We start from the raw sequence: 15,150 nt of genomic DNA, 5'->3' as shown, positions 1-15,150 counted from the left end.
GCGCGCGATGCTGTCGTCAATCACGACGAGCGTGCCAGGCGCCTTTGCCCACCCTACAAGAAACCTACGCCTACGCCTTCGCCTTCCTCGGCTCGGTGAAGAACGCGAGCACGATGGTCAGCAGCATGAACACGACGGAGGCGCCGAAAACCCAGCGCGGCGCGTTCATGTCCATGATCCAGCCGAACAGCAGCGGACTGACCACGCCGGCGAAGTTGAAGCCGGTGGAGACGATGCCGAAGGCGCGGCCGGCGGCACCCGGAGGGGCGGCGTTGCGCACCAGCATGTCGCGCGACGGCGCGATTACGCCGCTCATGAAGCCCGCGACCAGCATGATCGTCGTGAGCAGCACGGTCGGCAGGTTGATGAAAGTGATCATCAGCACCAGCACGGCGTTGATCGCATAGGCGACGGCCGCGACCAGATTGTGATGGCGGATGCGGTCGGCGAGCTGGCCGCCGGCGAGCACGCCGACGGCGCTGGCGCCGAGGAACGCGGTCAGTGCGATGTTGGCGGTCGAGAACGAGATGCCGTAGCCGTTCATGAGCGCGACAACGCCGAAGCTGGCGATGCCGGCGTTGGACAGGCTGAGCAGCATGAAGAACACGGTCAGCAGCATCAGCATCGGCGTCAGCAGGCTAGGCTGTTTCACCTTGCTGCCGTCGGCGCCGGTGTGATGCGGATGCGGCGGCACCTCGGGCACGTTGCCGACGAGCAGCAGCAGCGCGGCGAGCGGTCCGACCAGGCCGGCCGCGATCAGCGCGCCGGAGCCGCCGACGGTGGTGACCAGCGCCGCCATCACGGCGGGCGCGACGGCGCCGCCGAGATAGCCGGCGAAGGTATGCACACCGAACGCGCGGCCCATGCGCTTCTCTTCCATGTGCGCGGCCAGCAGCGCGTAGTCGGAGGGATGGTAGACCGCGTTGGCGAGGCCGAGCAGCACCGCCGAGACGACAAGACTGGCGTAGCTCAGATAAACGCCGAGCATCGCCAGCGACAGGCCACCGAGCGTCAGGCCGATCAGCAGGATGCGGCGGGCACCGGCGCGGTCGACCAGATAGCCGACGGGCGCCTGGGTCAGGGCCGAGACGACCGCGAACACGGTGAGCGGAAAGCCGAGCTCGATGTAGCCGACGCCGAGCTTCTCCTTCAGGTAGGGAAACAGCATCGGCAGCACCAGCATGTGCAGATGGCTGACCCAGTGCGCCAGCGAGATCAGCGCCAATGTGCGCAGCGGCGAGGCGGTTCGGACCGGAGCACCGGCATGTTGCGATGCGGCAAGAACGTCAGCCATGGTCGATCCGTTTGGCTCCCGGCGTCAGTGATGGTCCTGAAGGGCGCGTTGCCGGCAAATCACCAAGGGCTGCCGAATAATGGGCGCGCGACACAACGCCACACTATCGGATTACGGTTCATTGTCCACGAACGCGCGCGCATGGCACCTGCGCGCGCCGGCCGGCATTTTCGGTGCACGGCGACGATTCGGCCAGCCATTCTGGCGCAATGCATGCTCCACGCCGCTCAGGACAGCGATGCAAAGCCAGGATTGCCGTCGACGCCCGAGAGCGTGACCTTGTTAGTTCCGACCAGCACCAGCTGACCGTTGCGCAGGTGGCTCGCGACCACATCCCAAACCGGCTTGCCGTCCTGTGCGTTCATCGAGGCCCAGCCGGCGACCTTGTAGCTCTTGCGGGCCTCCAGCGGACGGCCATCGTCGAGCGTGAGATCGGAGATGCGGCGGCCGATCGGCTCGGCGGGCGCGCAACGGTAGGACAGCCCGCCCGTGCGCACCATGTCGCCGCCCTGCTGCAGATAGGGATCGGCGTTGAACAGGTTGTCGCAGACGTCCTCGAGCACGTCCTTGATCTCTGCGCCGGTCATTCGCTGCACATAGGTCTCGGGATAGGTGATCGCGGTCTGCGCCAGCACGTCCTCCAGCAGGATGGATTGGTTCGCGAGCAGCGTCGGACCCCAGCGGAATCCGGGCGACAGCGCGATCTCGGCATCGAGCTCGCGGCGCAGCGCCGCGCAGATCAGGTCGTCGGTCGCGCCTTCGAAATTGCCGCGCCGGTACAGCAGCCGGTCCGACGTCGCGAGCTTCTCGCTCCAGGCCGCGACCTGCGGCTGCTGGGTCTGGTCGATCAGCGCCTGCATCGCAGGATCGGGCTTCAATAGCTCCGAGTAGATGGGCAGCAGCCGGTAGCGCGCGTCGGCGACGCGCCCCTTGCCGACGTCGAGATCGAGCACGGCGAGGAATTTGCCGTTGGAGCCGGCACTGGTGACGAGCGTCGCGCCCTTGGCATTGCTGACCGCGACCGGTTGCGGAACCGCGTCATGGGTATGGCCGCCGAGGATGACGTCGATGCCGGTGACGCGGCTCGCGAGCTTGAGGTCGACATCCATGCCGTTATGCGACAGCAGGATCACGGCATCGACCTTGTCGGCGCCGCGCAGGCCATCGATCAGCTTCTGCAGCTCCTCCTCGCGGATGCCGAACGTCCAGTCCGGCGTGAAGCGGCGCGGATGCGCGATCGGCACGTAGGGGAAGGCCTGGCCGATCACCGCAATGCGCGCGCCGCCGATCTCCTTGATGGTGGCCGGCTTGAACACGCGGCCGGAGCCGTGATCGAACGCCTTGGCGTCGTTGAACGCGGCCTCCTCGGTCAGGAACACGTTCTGCGCCAGGAACTCGCCCTTGAAGCGGGCGAGGTTGGCGCGCAGCGCCTCCTCGCCATAGGTGAACTCCCAGTGCCCGGTCATGGCGTCGATGCCGAGCAGGTTGGCGGCGCTCACCATGTCGGCGCCGCGCATCGCATTGGCAAGTCCGGTGCCCTGCCAGAGATCGCCGCCATCGAGCAGCACCGAGCGATGGTCGCCGGCATCGGCGCGCAGCTTGTCGACCAGGGTTTTCAGATGCGCGAAGCCGCCCATCCGGCCGAAGCGCCCGGCGTACTTCTCGAACTCGAACGAGGTGAACGCGTAAGCCTCGGCGCTGTCGGGCCGGATGCCGTAGCGGTCGAGGAAGGCGCGCTCGACCAGATGCGGCGGCCGTCCCCACATCTCGCCAATGCCGAGATTGACGCTGGGCTCGCGGAACAACAGCGGTCGAAGCTGCGCATGCGTGTCCGTGATGTGCAGGATGCGGGCGTTGCCGAACTTCTCGATGTCGTAGAGGCTGACGGTGTCGGCGGCGCGGGCGTTGCGCAGCAGCGCCGGCGCGGCGAGCGCGGCGGCAACTGATGCTTGCAGAAAGTCCCGGCGCCGAATCATGGCTCGCGTCCTAGCTTATGATGCGATTCCATGGAATCGCATCGTGAGCTATCCCTTTGCTTGAGCATGATCTCCGCACAAACGCCTTCGGCGTTTGTGCGAGGGAAAGCCGGTTTCCACTTTTCCGGATCATGCTCTACCTGATCTCCATGTCCTTCCAGCGCTGCTTCTCGCTGGTGGCCTGGACGATCGATGCCTTGGCGAGCGCCTCGGCCTCCTGCGCCGATTTCAGCGCAGAATCGAAATTGCCGGAATCGGCTGCCTTCTTCGCGGCATTGAGTGCGGCCTGGGTCACGGTCCATTGGTTGCGCAGACGTCCGGCTTCCTTGTTGGCGCTCTCGGCCGCCGCGACAGCCGCGAGATAGTCGGCCTCCGACGCGGCCCGCGCGGAGCCGGCGCCGACCGCTGATACCATCATGGCGAACACGATCTTTTTCATGACGCTTGCTGTCTTGACATTTGTCATGGCCGCGCTCCCGGTCCTGAAACCGGCAGGCCGTTCGACACGTAGGACAGATAATATTCGAGGTTGCGGTATTCGTCCGATTGCGGCTCCAGCGGCACGGCGCGCGTCTGGCTGTTGCAGGTGACGAAGCGCCGGCTGATCGTGCCCATGCCGCTCCATTCCGAGCGGTAGATCGGCATCGCGTTGAGGATGCCGAGCGCCGGCGCCAGGATCTCTGCGCGGATCCGCTCGCCCGGGCTCTGCACATGGCAGCTCGCGCAGGAGAAGTTCAACTGGCCGCGGCGGGTATAGAAATATTCCTTGCCCTTCTCGAACGCCTCGAGCGCACGCGGATCGTCGGGGATCTTGATGTCGAAGCGCTTGCCGCGCGACGTGTACGCCATGTAGGCGGTCAGCGATGCCATCTCGTCTCTGACGTAGGAGTAGGGCTGCTCGCCATTGGCCTCGCGGCAGCGATTCAGCGCCAGCTCGAGGGTGATGACCTTGCCTTCCTTGTCGTCGAAATAGGGATAATTCTGGCGGATGCCGATGCCGCCGTTCGGGAAGCAGTCGGCATAGGTCTTGCCGTTCTTGAACGGCTTGGCGAACATCTCCTTGCCGGCATCGAGCGCGAACTCGTAAGGCGGAAACTGCTCCTTCTCCTCCCATTGCTTGCGCATGTCGGCGTTCATTGAATACGGCCCGTTGACGAAATCGTCGAACGCCACCTTCGGAAACTTCTTGATGAAGTAATCCTGGAACGCCTTGGCGTCGGCAGCCGGGTTCGGCTTGTCCGCGGCCGCAGCGCCGGAGGCGCCGAGAGCGAGCGCGGCCGCGACAGTCAGCGCGAGGCGCAGCGCCCTCATTGGATCGTCGCCGTCAGGCTGTCGGTCGCGCCCTTGCTGTCGACCCAGCTCACCTTGAGCTCGTCGCCCTTGGCCGCGCCCTTGAAGGCGAACTTGACATAGGGGTCCTTCGACACCGCGGTGCCCCAATCGGCCAGGAACACCGTCTTGTCCTTGTGCACGAAGGTGAGCTGCTGGATGTAGTGCGCCGGGATCAACTCGCCCTTGGTGTCCTTGACCAGGCCCGTATCCATCGGGTGCTGGATCAGGGTCTGGACCTCGGCGATGTCGCCGTTCAGGACGGCGCGGACGCGGATGCTCGATGCCATGATGATCTCCTGACCTTAGCCGCCGCAGCCGCCGACGGTGACCTTGACCTCCTTGGTCGCGCTGTAGAGCTTGCCGCCGGATTCGACGAGCGCGATCACGTTGGAGGTCTTGGCCATCTTGAGCCGGTTCGCCACGGCGGGCACGGTGCCCTCGGGGATGTGGTACGACGCCGCCAGCGCGAATGGATTTTCGCTGACGATGAAGGCGATCGAGGTCACGTTCGGCAGCGACGTCGTCACCGCGATCGGCACCACGCCGCCGTTCTCGGCGATCTCCGGTGCGTCGAGCTTGATCTTGTCGGACGCTTCGTGGTCGCGGCCGTACAGCGCCTTGACCGCGTCAGGCGCATTCTTCTGCTTGAAGGCGTCTTCCGGATATTTGTTGTCGTTGGTCGCGGCGAAGGCGGGCGCGGCGTGCAGCACGGCGTTGCCGAGGCCGATCAGCGCGACGAGGCCGGCGCCCTTCAGGAACAGGCGGCGGTGGGCCAACGGGCCGAACGAGGCAGTCATGGCGGTCTCCAAACGGAATCAGAGGGTCTGCAGGAAGTCGACGATGGCGCTGATTTCCTGCTCGGTCAGGATGCGGTTGCGGCCGAACGGCGGCATCACCGTCAGCGGATTGCGCCTGGTCTCGTCGTTGAGAATCGCGATCAGCTCGGCGCGGTCGTATCTCGCCTTGAGGTTCTCCAGCTTCGGGCCGATCGAGCCCGGCAGGTCGCCGTCCTTGATCTCGTGGCAGGTCAGGCAGTTGCCCTTGCCGCGGTCGAAGGCGAGCTTCTGGCCGTCGACGGCACCGGACTGGGCGTGAGCGGCCATGGACATGGCGAGCGAGAGCCCCATCGCCAGGGCGGTACGCAGGACAGGTGTGATCAAGGTGGAGTTCCGACGTCTCGGTGATCTCGGCAATATAGGCGCTGCAAAGCATAAAGACCATCGGCTGACAATGCAGCTATGGTGGCCGCGGCAACGCGGTTAACGAGGCCGTTCATGGGGCGGCCGGGAGAATGGGCATGGCGGAATATGTCGTGGAGTTCGGCCGGGACGGCCGGCCGGTGGAACCGGACGGACGACTGGACGCGGCTGCCTTCCACCGCAATCACCAGCCGATCTGGGCGGTGTTGGGACGGCTGCTCGCGGGCAAGACCGGCGACGTGCTGGAGGCCGGCAGCGGCACCGGCCAGCATGTCGTGCATTTCGCCTCCCAGCGGCCGGATCTGACGTGGTGGCCGAGCGATCTCAACGCCAATCACCTCGCCAGCATCGCGGCGTGGCGAAGGCATGCCGGGCTGTCGAACATCCGTGATGCCCAGCGCATCGACCTGTCAGATCCCGGCTGGCCTGCGGCGTTCCGCGCCGCGGGCGGGCCTTCGCAGCTCACCGCGATCTTTTGTGCCAATGTGATTCACATCGCGCCGTGGTCGGTGGCGGAGGGATTGTTCGCCGGCGCCGGGCAGGCGCTGTCAGCGGACGGCGTGCTCGTGCTCTACGGCCCGTTCAAGCGCGCCGGCAAGCACACAGCGGTCAGCAATGCCGTGTTCGATACCTCCCTGCGCGAGCACAATCCGGACTGGGGGGTGCGCGACATCACCGACCTCGAAGCGCTTGCCGCGCGCCACGGGCTCGCCTTGCGCGAAGCGGTGGAGTTGCCGGCCAACAACATGATCCTGGTGTTCGCGCGAGGTGCGTGACGCGTTCTCCGTCATTGCGAGCGGAGCGGCGGAGCGAAGCAATCCAGCCTTCCGTCGCGGCCCTGATTGCGTCGTCGTCTTCGGCTCCTCGCAATGACGACGGAGGGAGCCGCTCACTCCATCTCCAGCCCGACATGTCGCGCCAGAAACCGCGTGCCCAACGTGATGAAGCCGGCGCGCTCGCGGTTGTCGGTGCCGTAGCCATGGCCGCCGGCGGCGGGTTCGTAGAACCAGGCATCGTAGCCCATGGCCTGCAGCTTGGCGGTCATCTTGCGCGCGTGGCCCGGATGGACGCGGTCGTCGCGCCGCGTGGTCGCGATCAGGATCGGCGGATAGGGCTGGTCGGGCATTGCGGTGTGATAGGCCGAGTAGGTGGACAACCAGCTCCAATCCTCGTCGCTGTCGGGATCGCCATATTCGGCGATCCAGCTCGCGCCGGCGAGCAGCTTGCTGTAGCGGCGCATGTCGATCAGCGGGATCGTGCAGAACAATGCGCCAAAGCGCTCGGGGTAGCGTACCAGCATGTTCGTGATCAGGATGCCGCCATTGGAGCCGCCTTGCGCTGCGATGCGCTTCGGCACCGTGACGCCGCGGCGGACGAGATCGGCCGCAACGGCGGCGAAATCATCATGCGCGAGCCGCTTGCCGGCATAGCGGCCGGCGTCGTGCCAGGCGGTGCCGAACTCGCCGCCGCCGCGGATGTTGGCCTCCACGAGCGTGCCGCCACGTTCGAGCCACAGCTTGCCCAGCGCCGCATTGTAGGCCGGACGGAGCGTGTGACCGAAGCCGCCATAGGCGCTCATGTGCACCGGCGCGTCGCCTGTCAGCTCGGCCGGCCCGGTCTGGGTGTAGGGAATACGCTCGCCATCCACCGAGATGGCCTCGTGCCGTGTGACGACGTGCCCCTCGGCGCTGAAGGTGCGCGGCGCCTGCTTCAGGATCGCGGGTGCAGCGAAGCTCTCGATCAGCTGCAGCGACGGCGGCGTCAGCGGATCCTGGATGTTGGCGAGCAGGTCGCCGTTGCTTTCCGCCTCGTCGGTGTCGAGCCGCCAGACGTCGACCGTCGCGATCTCCGGCAGGCCGGGGAGCCGCTCGCAGCTCCACTCCCTCGGTGAAGGCGTCCACACCTCGAACCTTGCCCTGAGCTCGTCGAGGATGGACAGCACCAGCCGGTCGCCGGCCCAGGACAGGCCCTGCAGCGCGCGCCGCGGCGCCGGCTCGAACACGCGGGTGAAATCGCGGCGCCCGGCAAGGAATGCCGACAGCCGGAGGCCGAGCACCACATCTGCGGGATGGGTGACCTCGCCGACGGTCCAGGGCTGGCGCAGCTTGACCGCCATCCAGTCGCCATGCGCTGACATCCAGCAGTCGGTCGGCAGGTCGAGCTTGGTCCGCGCGCCGCTGCCGTCGCCGAGCCATAGATGCTGGTTGAAGAAGTCGATGCCCTCGGCGAACCACACCCGCGCCGGCGCGACGCTGCGATCGACGCCGACATGCACCCATGTCGATTGGCTGCCTTCGGCGGCGAAGATCACCTCCGCCTGCTCGACCGGCTGGCCGCGCCGCCAGCGCCGCACCGTGCGTGCGTAGCCCGACGGCGTCGCCATGCCCGGGCCGAACGCGCTCGCCAGCAGCAGGGTGTCGGCATCGAGCCAGGCGACGCTGCCCTTGGCTTCCGAGAGCGTGAAGCCGCCCGTGACGAAGTGCTTCGTCGCGAGGTCGAACTCGCGCAGCACCACGGCGTCGCTGCCGCCCCGCGACAGGCTCAGGATGGCGCGCTCATGCGCCGGCGGCAAGCTCGAGACCCCGTTCAGCGCCCAGTCCTCGCCTTCGTCGGCGGCGAGTCGGTCGATGTCGAGCAGGTCCTCCCATTGCGGTTGCGCCTCGCGGAACTCCGCCATCGTCGTGCGCCGCCACACGCCGCGCGGATGCGCCGCGTCCTTCCATTGATTGTACAGCAGCCCGCCGCGGCGGCTCACGAATGGGATGTTGTCCGGCCGATCCAGGATGGCGGCGAGTGCGTCGCGGTCGCGTTCGAAGGCCGCATCGCCGAACGTGGCGAGCGTGCGCTGGTTCTGCGCCGCGACGAACGCGAGCGCGCGCTCGCCGTCGATCTCCTCGAGCCACAGATACGGATCGTCATCGGGCGCCGCGATGGTCGGACGATCGTCGATTGACATGGCTCAAGCTCCGCGGGCGCCGTTGACGCGAGAATACCGTTTGATTAGCCGGGCCGGCCGGGAGTGTCGAATCACGCTCCGTGGCGCGTTCGCCGCCCGCATGGCTTGTCTCCGTTCGCGCCCGTTGCCTCGGGCGCGCGCTTCCCGCAATAGTGCGGCCAAACCAGCAAAGCAGGAGCGTGCGCGCCACGCCTCCGGATACCTGAGATGATCGATCTGACCGTGAGCGAAGACACCTCCGATGATGCCCGCGCCCGCCGCAACGTGGCGCGGCTCGCCGCCGCCCAGGCGCTGACCGGCGCCAACTCGGCCGTGATCTTCGCCACCGGTGCGATCGTCGGCGTCACCATCGCGCCGAGCATCGGGCTCGCGACCGTGCCGATCTCGATGTACGTCGTTGGCCTCGCCGCCGGCACCCTGCCGACCGGCGCGATCTCGCGCCGCTATGGCCGCCGGGCGGCCTTCCTCATCGGCACCGGCTGCGGCGCCGTCACCGGCGTGCTCGGCTGCCTCGCCATTCTCCGCGGCTCGTTCGCGCTGTTCTGCCTGGCGACCTTCCTCGGCGGTCTCTACGGCGCGGTCGCGCAATCCTATCGCTTCGCGGCGGCCGATGGCGCCAGCGCGACGTTTCGGCCCAAGGCGGTGTCGTGGGTGATGGCGGGCGGCATTTTCGCCGGTCTGCTCGGTCCACAGCTCGTGCAATGGACCATGGACGTCTGGCAGCCCTATCTGTTCGCGTTCAGCTATCTGATCCAGGCGGCGGTCGCGCTGGTCGCGATGGGGATCGTCGCCGGCGTCGATCTGCCGAAGCCGGTGGCCGCCGACCTGCATGGCGGCCGGCCGCTCGGCGAGATCGTGCGCCAGCCGCGCTTCATCGCAGCCGCCCTGTGCGGCACCATCGCGTATCCGGTGATGAACCTGGTGATGACCTCGGCGCCGCTGGCGATGCAGATGTGCGGGCTCACGGTGTCGGATTCCAATTTCGGCCTGCAGTGGCACATCGTCGCGATGTACGGCCCGAGCTTCTTCACGGGATCGCTGATCGCGCGCTTTGGTGCGCCCGTCATCGTCGCGGTCGGCCTCGCGCTGGAAGCGGTCGCAGCGGTGATCGGTCTGTCCGGGCTCACCGCGATGCATTTCTGGGCCACGCTGGTGGCGCTCGGGGTGGGGTGGAATTTCGGCTTCGTCGGCGCCTCCGCGCTGGTGCTGGAGACGCATACATCCGCCGAGCGCAACAAGGTGCAGGCGTTCAACGATTTCCTGATCTTCGGCCTGATGGCGCTGGGCTCGTTCTCGTCGGGCCAACTGCTCGCGAATTTCGGCTGGTCGGCGGTGAACCTCGTGGTCTTCCCACCGGTGCTGCTGGGCTTGTGCGTGCTGGCACTGGTGTGGTCGTCGAAGCGCCGAGATGCGCGGCTCGCGGCAGTGGATGTGGCGGAGCGGGGGTAGAGGCGGTGCGAGCTCGCACGGCGTACACAGTATGCTCCCCTCCCCCTTGCGGGGCGGGGGTGGGGGTGGGGGTCCACGAGTCGTGCTCTCTCCGTGAGAGATCGACCCCATCGCCGACATCAGCGATCATTTTGTGTCGAGCGCCTCTGTTGTCCCTGCGCGTAGGATCATGGTGGCTGGAAGGCCTTCTACGCTTCTGAAGCAAAAAAGGCGTGCTCAACGACGTTCAGCGCGCGTGGACCCCCACCCCCGCCCCCTCCCCGCAAGGGGGAGGGGAGTTCACCGTGGTCGCGGCAAAATGGCGACTCCAATGAGCGAAGATGTGTACTCAAAAGTCGCTCTCCTACAAGGAGAGGCGCACTTATCAGCACCGCTCTTCAGCACATTCACGCCTCACTTCAACTCCGACACCTCGCCCTCCGGCAGGTTGAAGTCGAACGCGTTCAGCGTCATCGAGACCATCGTGTAGTAGCCGCACAGGCCGATGATCTCGACCAGGCCGCGCTCGCCGAGCAGCGCGATCGCCTCCTTGTACAGCGCATCGGTCAGCCCGTGGCCCTCATGCAATGACTTGGCAACGTCGTAGATCATCTTCGCCTTGGGATCGGAAAACGCCGGCGTGCGGCGGTCGCGAATGGCGTCGATGATCTTGATGTCGAGGCCACCCGCCAGCGCCAGGCGCTTGTGCGCGTACCATTCGTAATGCGCGGTCCAGTGCCGCGCCGTCACCAGGATCGCGATCTCCGACAATGCTGCGGGAAACACCGTGTCGTAGCGCAGGAAGGCGCCGAGCCGTGTCGCATGCCGCGCCATCTCCGGACTATTGAGCCAGGCCATCATCGGCGGCGGTGGCGCGCCGCGCTTGCTGGCGATCGACTCGTCATAGGTCTGGCGCTGGTCGGCGCTCATTTCGCCGGGCGAAAGAAGTTTCAGGCGCATGTCGGTGTCCTCATATTTCGGGCGGCGGCATCATGACCATAGAACGCCATGCAAGGCGAGGGCGTACCGCCCTTGCGGCGACATCGATGTTGAAATCCAGGAAGCGCTGAGGTTAGGTCGTTGCCAACGACAGCAATCATGGAAACGCGCGAGGACCAGACATGGCCGATCTCGACACATTCCGCCGCGAAACGCGCTCCTGGCTGGAGGCCAATTGTCCGCCAGAGATGCGCCGCCCGATGACCTCCGAGGAGGACACGTTCTGGGGCGGCCGCAATGCAAAATTCACCTCGGAGCCGCAACGCATCTGGTTCGAGCGCATGCGCGACAAGGGCTGGACCGTGCCGCATTGGCCGCAAGAGTATGGCGGCGGCGGTCTTGACGGCGAGGAGGCCAAGATCGTGCGCCAGGAGATGGCGGCGATCGGCGCTCGCGCCCCGATCACCTCGTTCGGCATCTCGATGCTCGGGCCGGCACTCCTGAAATACGGCACCGACGAACAGAAGCGCGAGCACCTGCCCAAGATCACCGCCGGTCTCATTCGCTGGTGCCAGGGCTATTCCGAGCCGAATGCCGGCTCTGATCTCGCCTCCTTGCAGACGCGCGCTGAAAGCGACGGCGACGACTACATCATCAACGGCCAGAAGATCTGGACGTCCTACGCCAACTACGCCGACTGGATCTTCTGCCTGGTGCGCACCGATCCCGCGGCGAAGAAGCATGACGGCATCAGCTTCATCCTGTTCGACATGACGTCGAAGGGCGTCTCGACCAAGCCGATCCTCCTGATCTCCGGTCGCTCGCCGTTCTGCGAGACCTTCTTCGACAATGTCCGGGTGCCCAAGGCCAATGTCGTGGGTCAGGTCAATCGCGGCTGGGACGTCGCCAAATATCTGCTGCAGCATGAGCGCGCGATGATCTCCGGCATGGGCGAGCGCGGCGGCAGCCGGCCGCTCGGCCAGGTCGCGGCGGATTCCGTCGGCAGCGATGCGCAGGGGCGGCTCGACGACGCGCTCTTACGTGCCGACATCGCGACCTTCGACGTCGACGAGGCTGCGCTCGCGGCCGCCGCCGAGCGCATGGTCGATCTCGCCAAGGCGGGGCAGGGCCATCCGGCGTTCTCGTCGGCGATGAAGTACTACGGCACCGAGCTCAACAAGCGGCGCCACGAGCTGCTGATGGCGGCCGGCGGCATCGACGCGCTGGAATGGGAGAGCGAGCGCTCCCAGGAAGGCGCGCGGCCCCGCGCCTGGCTGCGCACCAAGGCCAACTCGATCGAAGGCGGCACGTCCGAAGTCATGCTCGGCATCGTCGCCAAGCGCATCCTCGATCTGCCGGGGGCGTGAACTATTTCCCCTCATCCTGAGGAGCGCGCCTCTCGGCGCGCGTCTCGAAGGATGAGGCCCCGACGTTGGCCTCATGGTTCGAGTCGGCGCTTGCGCGCCTCCTCACCATGAGGGTTGAGAGCGAACCGGTCAGACGCAGTTTTCAAGGGATTCGTGCCATGCCTCTCCTCCTCACCGAAGAACAATCCATGCTGCGCGACAGCGCGCGCGGCCTGATCTCAGATCACGCGCCGGTGTCTCACCTGCGCAAACTGCGCGACAGCCGCGACGAGACCGGCTTCTCCAAAGAGCTCTGGGCCACCTTCGCCGAGATGGGCTTTGCCGGACTGCTCGTGCCGGAAGAGCACGGCGGCTCCGGCCTCGGCGCGGTCGAAGCCGGCGTCGTGATGGAGGAAATCGGCCGTACCTTGATGCCGTCGCCGTTTCTCGCCACTGCCGTGCTGTCAGCCTCGGCGCTCACGCGCGCCGGCTCGGCGGCGCAGAAGTCGGAGTATCTGCCGAAGATCGCCAGCGGTGCGCTGCTGGCTGCGCTCGCGCTCGACGAAGGCGCCAAGCATCGTCCTCTGCACACCGCCCTGCAGGCCGTGCGCTCAGGCAATGGCTTCAAACTGAACGGCGCCAAGGCGATGGTGGTCGACGGCCACGTCGCTGATCTCCTGCTTGTCGTCGCCCGCAGCGCGGGCGCGCCGGGCGAGCGCGCGGGCCTGACCTTGTTCCTGGTCGATCCCAAGGCCAAGGGCGTTGCCATCGAGCGCACCATCATGGTCGACGCGCACAACGCGGCGCGCATCGGCTTCGATGATGTCGAGGTCACCGCGGATCATGTGCTCGGCGAGGTCGATGGTGGCGCGGCCGTGCTGAGCGGCGTGCTCGATCTCGGCCGCGGCGCGGTCGCCTCCGAGATGGTGGGTCTCAGCGAGGAGGTGTTCGGACGCACCGTCGCGTATCTCAAGGAGCGCAAGCAGTTCGGCAAGGCGATCGGCGAATTCCAGGCGCTGCAGCACCGTGCCGCGCAGCTCTACATCGAGATCGAGATCACCCGCGCCGCGGTGCTGAAGGCGCTGCAGACGCTCGACGCCGATTCCGCCGGCGCGACGGCCGCCGTGGCCGTCGCCAAGGCCCGCGCGGGCGCGACCGCGACCCGCGCGGTGCAGGAGGGCGTGCAGATGCATGGCGGCATGGGCATGACCGACCAGTTCGATATCGGCTTCTTCATGAAGCGCGCCCGCGTCTGTGAGGAGCTGCTGGGCGATGCGAACTATCACGCAGCGCAGCTGGCTCAGCTCAGGGGGTACTAAGCAAGGCCGCTTGTCGGCACCCCGCCGACTCCACACGCTCAGCTGTCATCGTCCGCGAAGGTGGACGATCCAGTACGCCGAGAGAGTTGTGATTGACCGACAAGCCGCAGCGTACTGGGTACCCCGCCTTCGCGGGGTACGACAGTGACTATCGACGGCAACAGCAGAGTTCGCAAAAAAAAGAGCGCGCCATCACCGATGGCGCGCTCTCGTCCTATCAATGATGCGTCGACGTCTTGGCCGGCGGCAGCAGCACCTTGTCGATGACGTGGATGACGCCGTTCGAGGCCATGATGTCGGCCTGCACGACATGCGCGTCGTTGACTTGCACGCCGAACATGGTGCCGTCGACGTCGACCTTCTGGCCCTGCGCGGTCTTTACGCTCAGCTTCTTGCCGGCGACGTCGCCCGCCTTCACCGCGCCGGGGATCACGTGATACTTCAGGATCGCGGCGAGCTTGCCCTTGTTCTTCGGCTTCAGGAGATCCTCGACCGTGCCGGGCGGCAGCGCGGCGAACGCCGCGTCAGTCGGCGCGAACACGGTGAAGGGGCCCTTGCTCTTCAGCACCGGCACGACGCCGGCGGCTTTGGCGGCGGCGACGAGCGTCGTGAACTGGCCGGCGCCGACGGCGGTATCGACGATGTCGGCAGCACGTGCCGCCGTTGCTGACATGGCGAGCGCGCCCAGCATCAACGCGCCAGCCACGAGCGAACGAAATCCCAGCGTCATTCGATTTTTTCCCTGTGAACTGAACTGATGAGTTGGCTGATGCGCAAACAGGATTTGCGGCCCTTGTTCGCCCTGTGATCCAGGGTCGCATCACCCCGACCGGATTGGTCATCCTCGTTACGATCGGTGGGCCCGGATGGATTTTCAGGGGTGGTCACGAACTCGTGAGCCTGCGCATCTGCGCGGTATATGGAGGCCGCGAGGCGGATGAATCCGCTGAACTAATTGGCCGATCCGCGCGAGCGAACTGCCCGTCGTGCCAATTTGTCGCAACCCGACGGGCGTTGTGTCGTCGGGCAAATCACCGGCACATTCCCCGCTGTCTTGGCCCACAAGAGGGACGCTTCGCGGTCGTCACGAGTGTCGGGCTGATGATGCGATGGCCGCATCGGATCGCAGCGTGAGCTTATCGCGCCGACGAACGATTGCGATGCGGACGGGAAGACGTGTGGTCCTGGCGCCTCGATGCTGGCGTCAAGTCGGCGGGTGATGATGATCCTGCCGGCGACGGTGGCTAACTGTGGTCTTCCAGGAGGTTGTCCATCCGGTCTGATCCGAGGAAGCTGAGGTTGCGAAGCTTCAGTGTTCCAAGGAGAGACCAGATGGACGTCCACAAGAATGCGCCTATGAC

Annotated in this window: 15 protein-coding genes; 5 read left to right on the top strand and 10 right to left on the bottom strand. The window is 66.3% G+C overall.

All coding sequences use genetic code 11. The features are described 5' to 3' along the window. Positions 1-70: 70 nt before the first annotated feature. The 7 genes from QX132_RS18725 to soxX all read right to left on the bottom strand — a co-directional run bounded on the left by QX132_RS18725 (position 71) and on the right by soxX (position 5,711). Positions 71-1,294 carry an MFS transporter gene (locus tag QX132_RS18725; RefSeq protein WP_315740570.1) on the bottom strand — a complete coding sequence of 408 codons (1,224 nt, stop codon included), beginning with the start codon at positions 1,292-1,294 and terminating at the stop codon, positions 71-73. 227 nt (positions 1,295-1,521) lie between these two features. Next, complete coding sequence (gene soxB, locus QX132_RS18720) at positions 1,522-3,270, bottom strand: thiosulfohydrolase SoxB (RefSeq protein ID WP_316162319.1); 1,749 nt, start codon at positions 3,268-3,270, stop codon at positions 1,522-1,524. Between the two features lie 136 nt (positions 3,271-3,406). Next, a complete protein-coding gene (locus tag QX132_RS18715; protein ID WP_315740631.1) occupies positions 3,407-3,709 on the bottom strand; it encodes a hypothetical protein in 303 nt (100 codons plus the stop codon). A gap of 23 nt (positions 3,710-3,732) precedes the next feature. Continuing rightward, positions 3,733-4,581, bottom strand: coding sequence for a sulfur oxidation c-type cytochrome SoxA (gene soxA / locus QX132_RS18710; RefSeq protein ID WP_315781294.1), 849 nt, complete (start codon positions 4,579-4,581; stop codon positions 3,733-3,735). Further along, on the bottom strand, positions 4,578-4,889 hold the full coding sequence (soxZ, locus tag QX132_RS18705) for a thiosulfate oxidation carrier complex protein SoxZ (protein WP_316162318.1): 312 nt from the start codon (positions 4,887-4,889) through the stop codon (positions 4,578-4,580). Before soxZ ends, soxA begins: the two co-directional genes overlap by 4 nt. Positions 4,890-4,904: 15 nt before the next feature. After that, positions 4,905-5,399, bottom strand: coding sequence for a thiosulfate oxidation carrier protein SoxY (gene soxY, locus QX132_RS18700; RefSeq protein ID WP_315797821.1), 495 nt, complete (start codon positions 5,397-5,399; stop codon positions 4,905-4,907). Between the two features lie 18 nt (positions 5,400-5,417). Beyond that, positions 5,418-5,711: a sulfur oxidation c-type cytochrome SoxX gene (gene soxX / locus QX132_RS18695; protein WP_315778279.1), complete on the bottom strand. Its 294-nt coding sequence runs from the start codon at positions 5,709-5,711 to the stop codon at positions 5,418-5,420. A 188-nt stretch (positions 5,712-5,899) separates the two neighbouring features. Here soxX and QX132_RS18690 point away from each other — a divergent pair, with 188 nt between their 5' ends. After that, a complete protein-coding gene (locus tag QX132_RS18690) occupies positions 5,900-6,577 on the top strand; it encodes a DUF938 domain-containing protein (RefSeq protein WP_316162316.1) in 678 nt (225 codons plus the stop codon). A gap of 113 nt (positions 6,578-6,690) precedes the next feature. Here the strand turns inward: QX132_RS18690 and QX132_RS18685 are convergent, their stop codons facing one another. Next, entirely contained in the window at positions 6,691-8,757 is a 2,067-nt protein-coding gene (locus QX132_RS18685) for a prolyl oligopeptidase family serine peptidase (protein ID WP_316162314.1), read from the bottom strand. 207 nt (positions 8,758-8,964) lie between these two features. Here QX132_RS18685 and QX132_RS18680 point away from each other — a divergent pair, with 207 nt between their 5' ends. Continuing rightward, positions 8,965-10,206 carry an MFS transporter gene (locus QX132_RS18680; RefSeq protein ID WP_316162313.1) on the top strand — a complete coding sequence of 414 codons (1,242 nt, stop codon included), beginning with the start codon at positions 8,965-8,967 and terminating at the stop codon, positions 10,204-10,206. A 393-nt stretch (positions 10,207-10,599) separates the two neighbouring features. Here the strand turns inward: QX132_RS18680 and QX132_RS18675 are convergent, their stop codons facing one another. Continuing rightward, positions 10,600-11,145: a carboxymuconolactone decarboxylase family protein gene (locus QX132_RS18675; protein ID WP_315740562.1), complete on the bottom strand. Its 546-nt coding sequence runs from the start codon at positions 11,143-11,145 to the stop codon at positions 10,600-10,602. A 161-nt stretch (positions 11,146-11,306) separates the two neighbouring features. Between QX132_RS18675 and QX132_RS18670 the strand changes: the two genes are divergently transcribed. The 3 genes from QX132_RS18670 to QX132_RS18660 all read left to right on the top strand — a co-directional run bounded on the left by QX132_RS18670 (position 11,307) and on the right by QX132_RS18660 (position 14,013). Next, positions 11,307-12,491, top strand: coding sequence for an acyl-CoA dehydrogenase family protein (locus tag QX132_RS18670; protein WP_316162310.1), 1,185 nt, complete (start codon positions 11,307-11,309; stop codon positions 12,489-12,491). A 158-nt stretch (positions 12,492-12,649) separates the two neighbouring features. Then, positions 12,650-13,789 (top strand): acyl-CoA dehydrogenase family protein, encoded by a 1,140-nt coding sequence (locus QX132_RS18665; protein WP_316162309.1) that lies wholly within the window; start codon positions 12,650-12,652, stop codon positions 13,787-13,789. A gap of 92 nt (positions 13,790-13,881) precedes the next feature. Next, positions 13,882-14,013: a hypothetical protein gene (locus tag QX132_RS18660; protein ID WP_316162307.1), complete on the top strand. Its 132-nt coding sequence runs from the start codon at positions 13,882-13,884 to the stop codon at positions 14,011-14,013. Here the strand turns inward: QX132_RS18660 and QX132_RS18655 are convergent. Continuing rightward, positions 14,007-14,462 carry a fasciclin domain-containing protein gene (locus QX132_RS18655; protein ID WP_316162555.1) on the bottom strand — a complete coding sequence of 152 codons (456 nt, stop codon included), beginning with the start codon at positions 14,460-14,462 and terminating at the stop codon, positions 14,007-14,009. The two genes, QX132_RS18660 and QX132_RS18655, sit on opposite strands and share 7 nt — an antisense overlap. Positions 14,463-15,150 lie beyond the last annotated feature (688 nt).

The sequence above is a fragment of the Bradyrhizobium sp. SZCCHNRI20481 genome, from assembly GCF_032485055.1.
Taxonomy (GTDB): domain Bacteria; phylum Pseudomonadota; class Alphaproteobacteria; order Rhizobiales; family Xanthobacteraceae; genus Bradyrhizobium.
The sequence above is the reverse complement of the archived record's forward strand: the minus strand, read 5'-3'. Positions and strand labels throughout refer to the sequence as shown.

Excerpts from the sequence above, each read along its gene's own strand:
- QX132_RS18725 (WP_315740570.1), bottom strand. The coding sequence starts at position 1,294 with ATGGCTGACGTTCTTGCCGCATCGCAACATGCCGGTGCTCCGGTCCGA.
- soxB (WP_316162319.1), bottom strand. The coding sequence starts at position 3,270 with ATGATTCGGCGCCGGGACTTTCTGCAAGCATCAGTTGCCGCCGCGCTC.
- QX132_RS18715 (WP_315740631.1), bottom strand. The coding sequence starts at position 3,709 with ATGAAAAAGATCGTGTTCGCCATGATGGTATCAGCGGTCGGCGCCGGC.
- soxA (WP_315781294.1), bottom strand. The coding sequence starts at position 4,581 with ATGAGGGCGCTGCGCCTCGCGCTGACTGTCGCGGCCGCGCTCGCTCTC.
- soxZ (WP_316162318.1), bottom strand. The coding sequence starts at position 4,889 with ATGGCATCGAGCATCCGCGTCCGCGCCGTCCTGAACGGCGACATCGCC.
- soxY (WP_315797821.1), bottom strand. The coding sequence starts at position 5,399 with ATGACTGCCTCGTTCGGCCCGTTGGCCCACCGCCGCCTGTTCCTGAAG.
- soxX (WP_315778279.1), bottom strand. The coding sequence starts at position 5,711 with ATGTCCATGGCCGCTCACGCCCAGTCCGGTGCCGTCGACGGCCAGAAG.
- QX132_RS18690 (WP_316162316.1), top strand. The coding sequence starts at position 5,900 with ATGGCGGAATATGTCGTGGAGTTCGGCCGGGACGGCCGGCCGGTGGAA.
- QX132_RS18685 (WP_316162314.1), bottom strand. The coding sequence starts at position 8,757 with ATGTCAATCGACGATCGTCCGACCATCGCGGCGCCCGATGACGATCCG.
- QX132_RS18680 (WP_316162313.1), top strand. The coding sequence starts at position 8,965 with ATGATCGATCTGACCGTGAGCGAAGACACCTCCGATGATGCCCGCGCC.
- QX132_RS18675 (WP_315740562.1), bottom strand. The coding sequence starts at position 11,145 with ATGCGCCTGAAACTTCTTTCGCCCGGCGAAATGAGCGCCGACCAGCGC.
- QX132_RS18670 (WP_316162310.1), top strand. The coding sequence starts at position 11,307 with ATGGCCGATCTCGACACATTCCGCCGCGAAACGCGCTCCTGGCTGGAG.
- QX132_RS18665 (WP_316162309.1), top strand. The coding sequence starts at position 12,650 with ATGCCTCTCCTCCTCACCGAAGAACAATCCATGCTGCGCGACAGCGCG.
- QX132_RS18655 (WP_316162555.1), bottom strand. The coding sequence starts at position 14,462 with ATGTCAGCAACGGCGGCACGTGCTGCCGACATCGTCGATACCGCCGTC.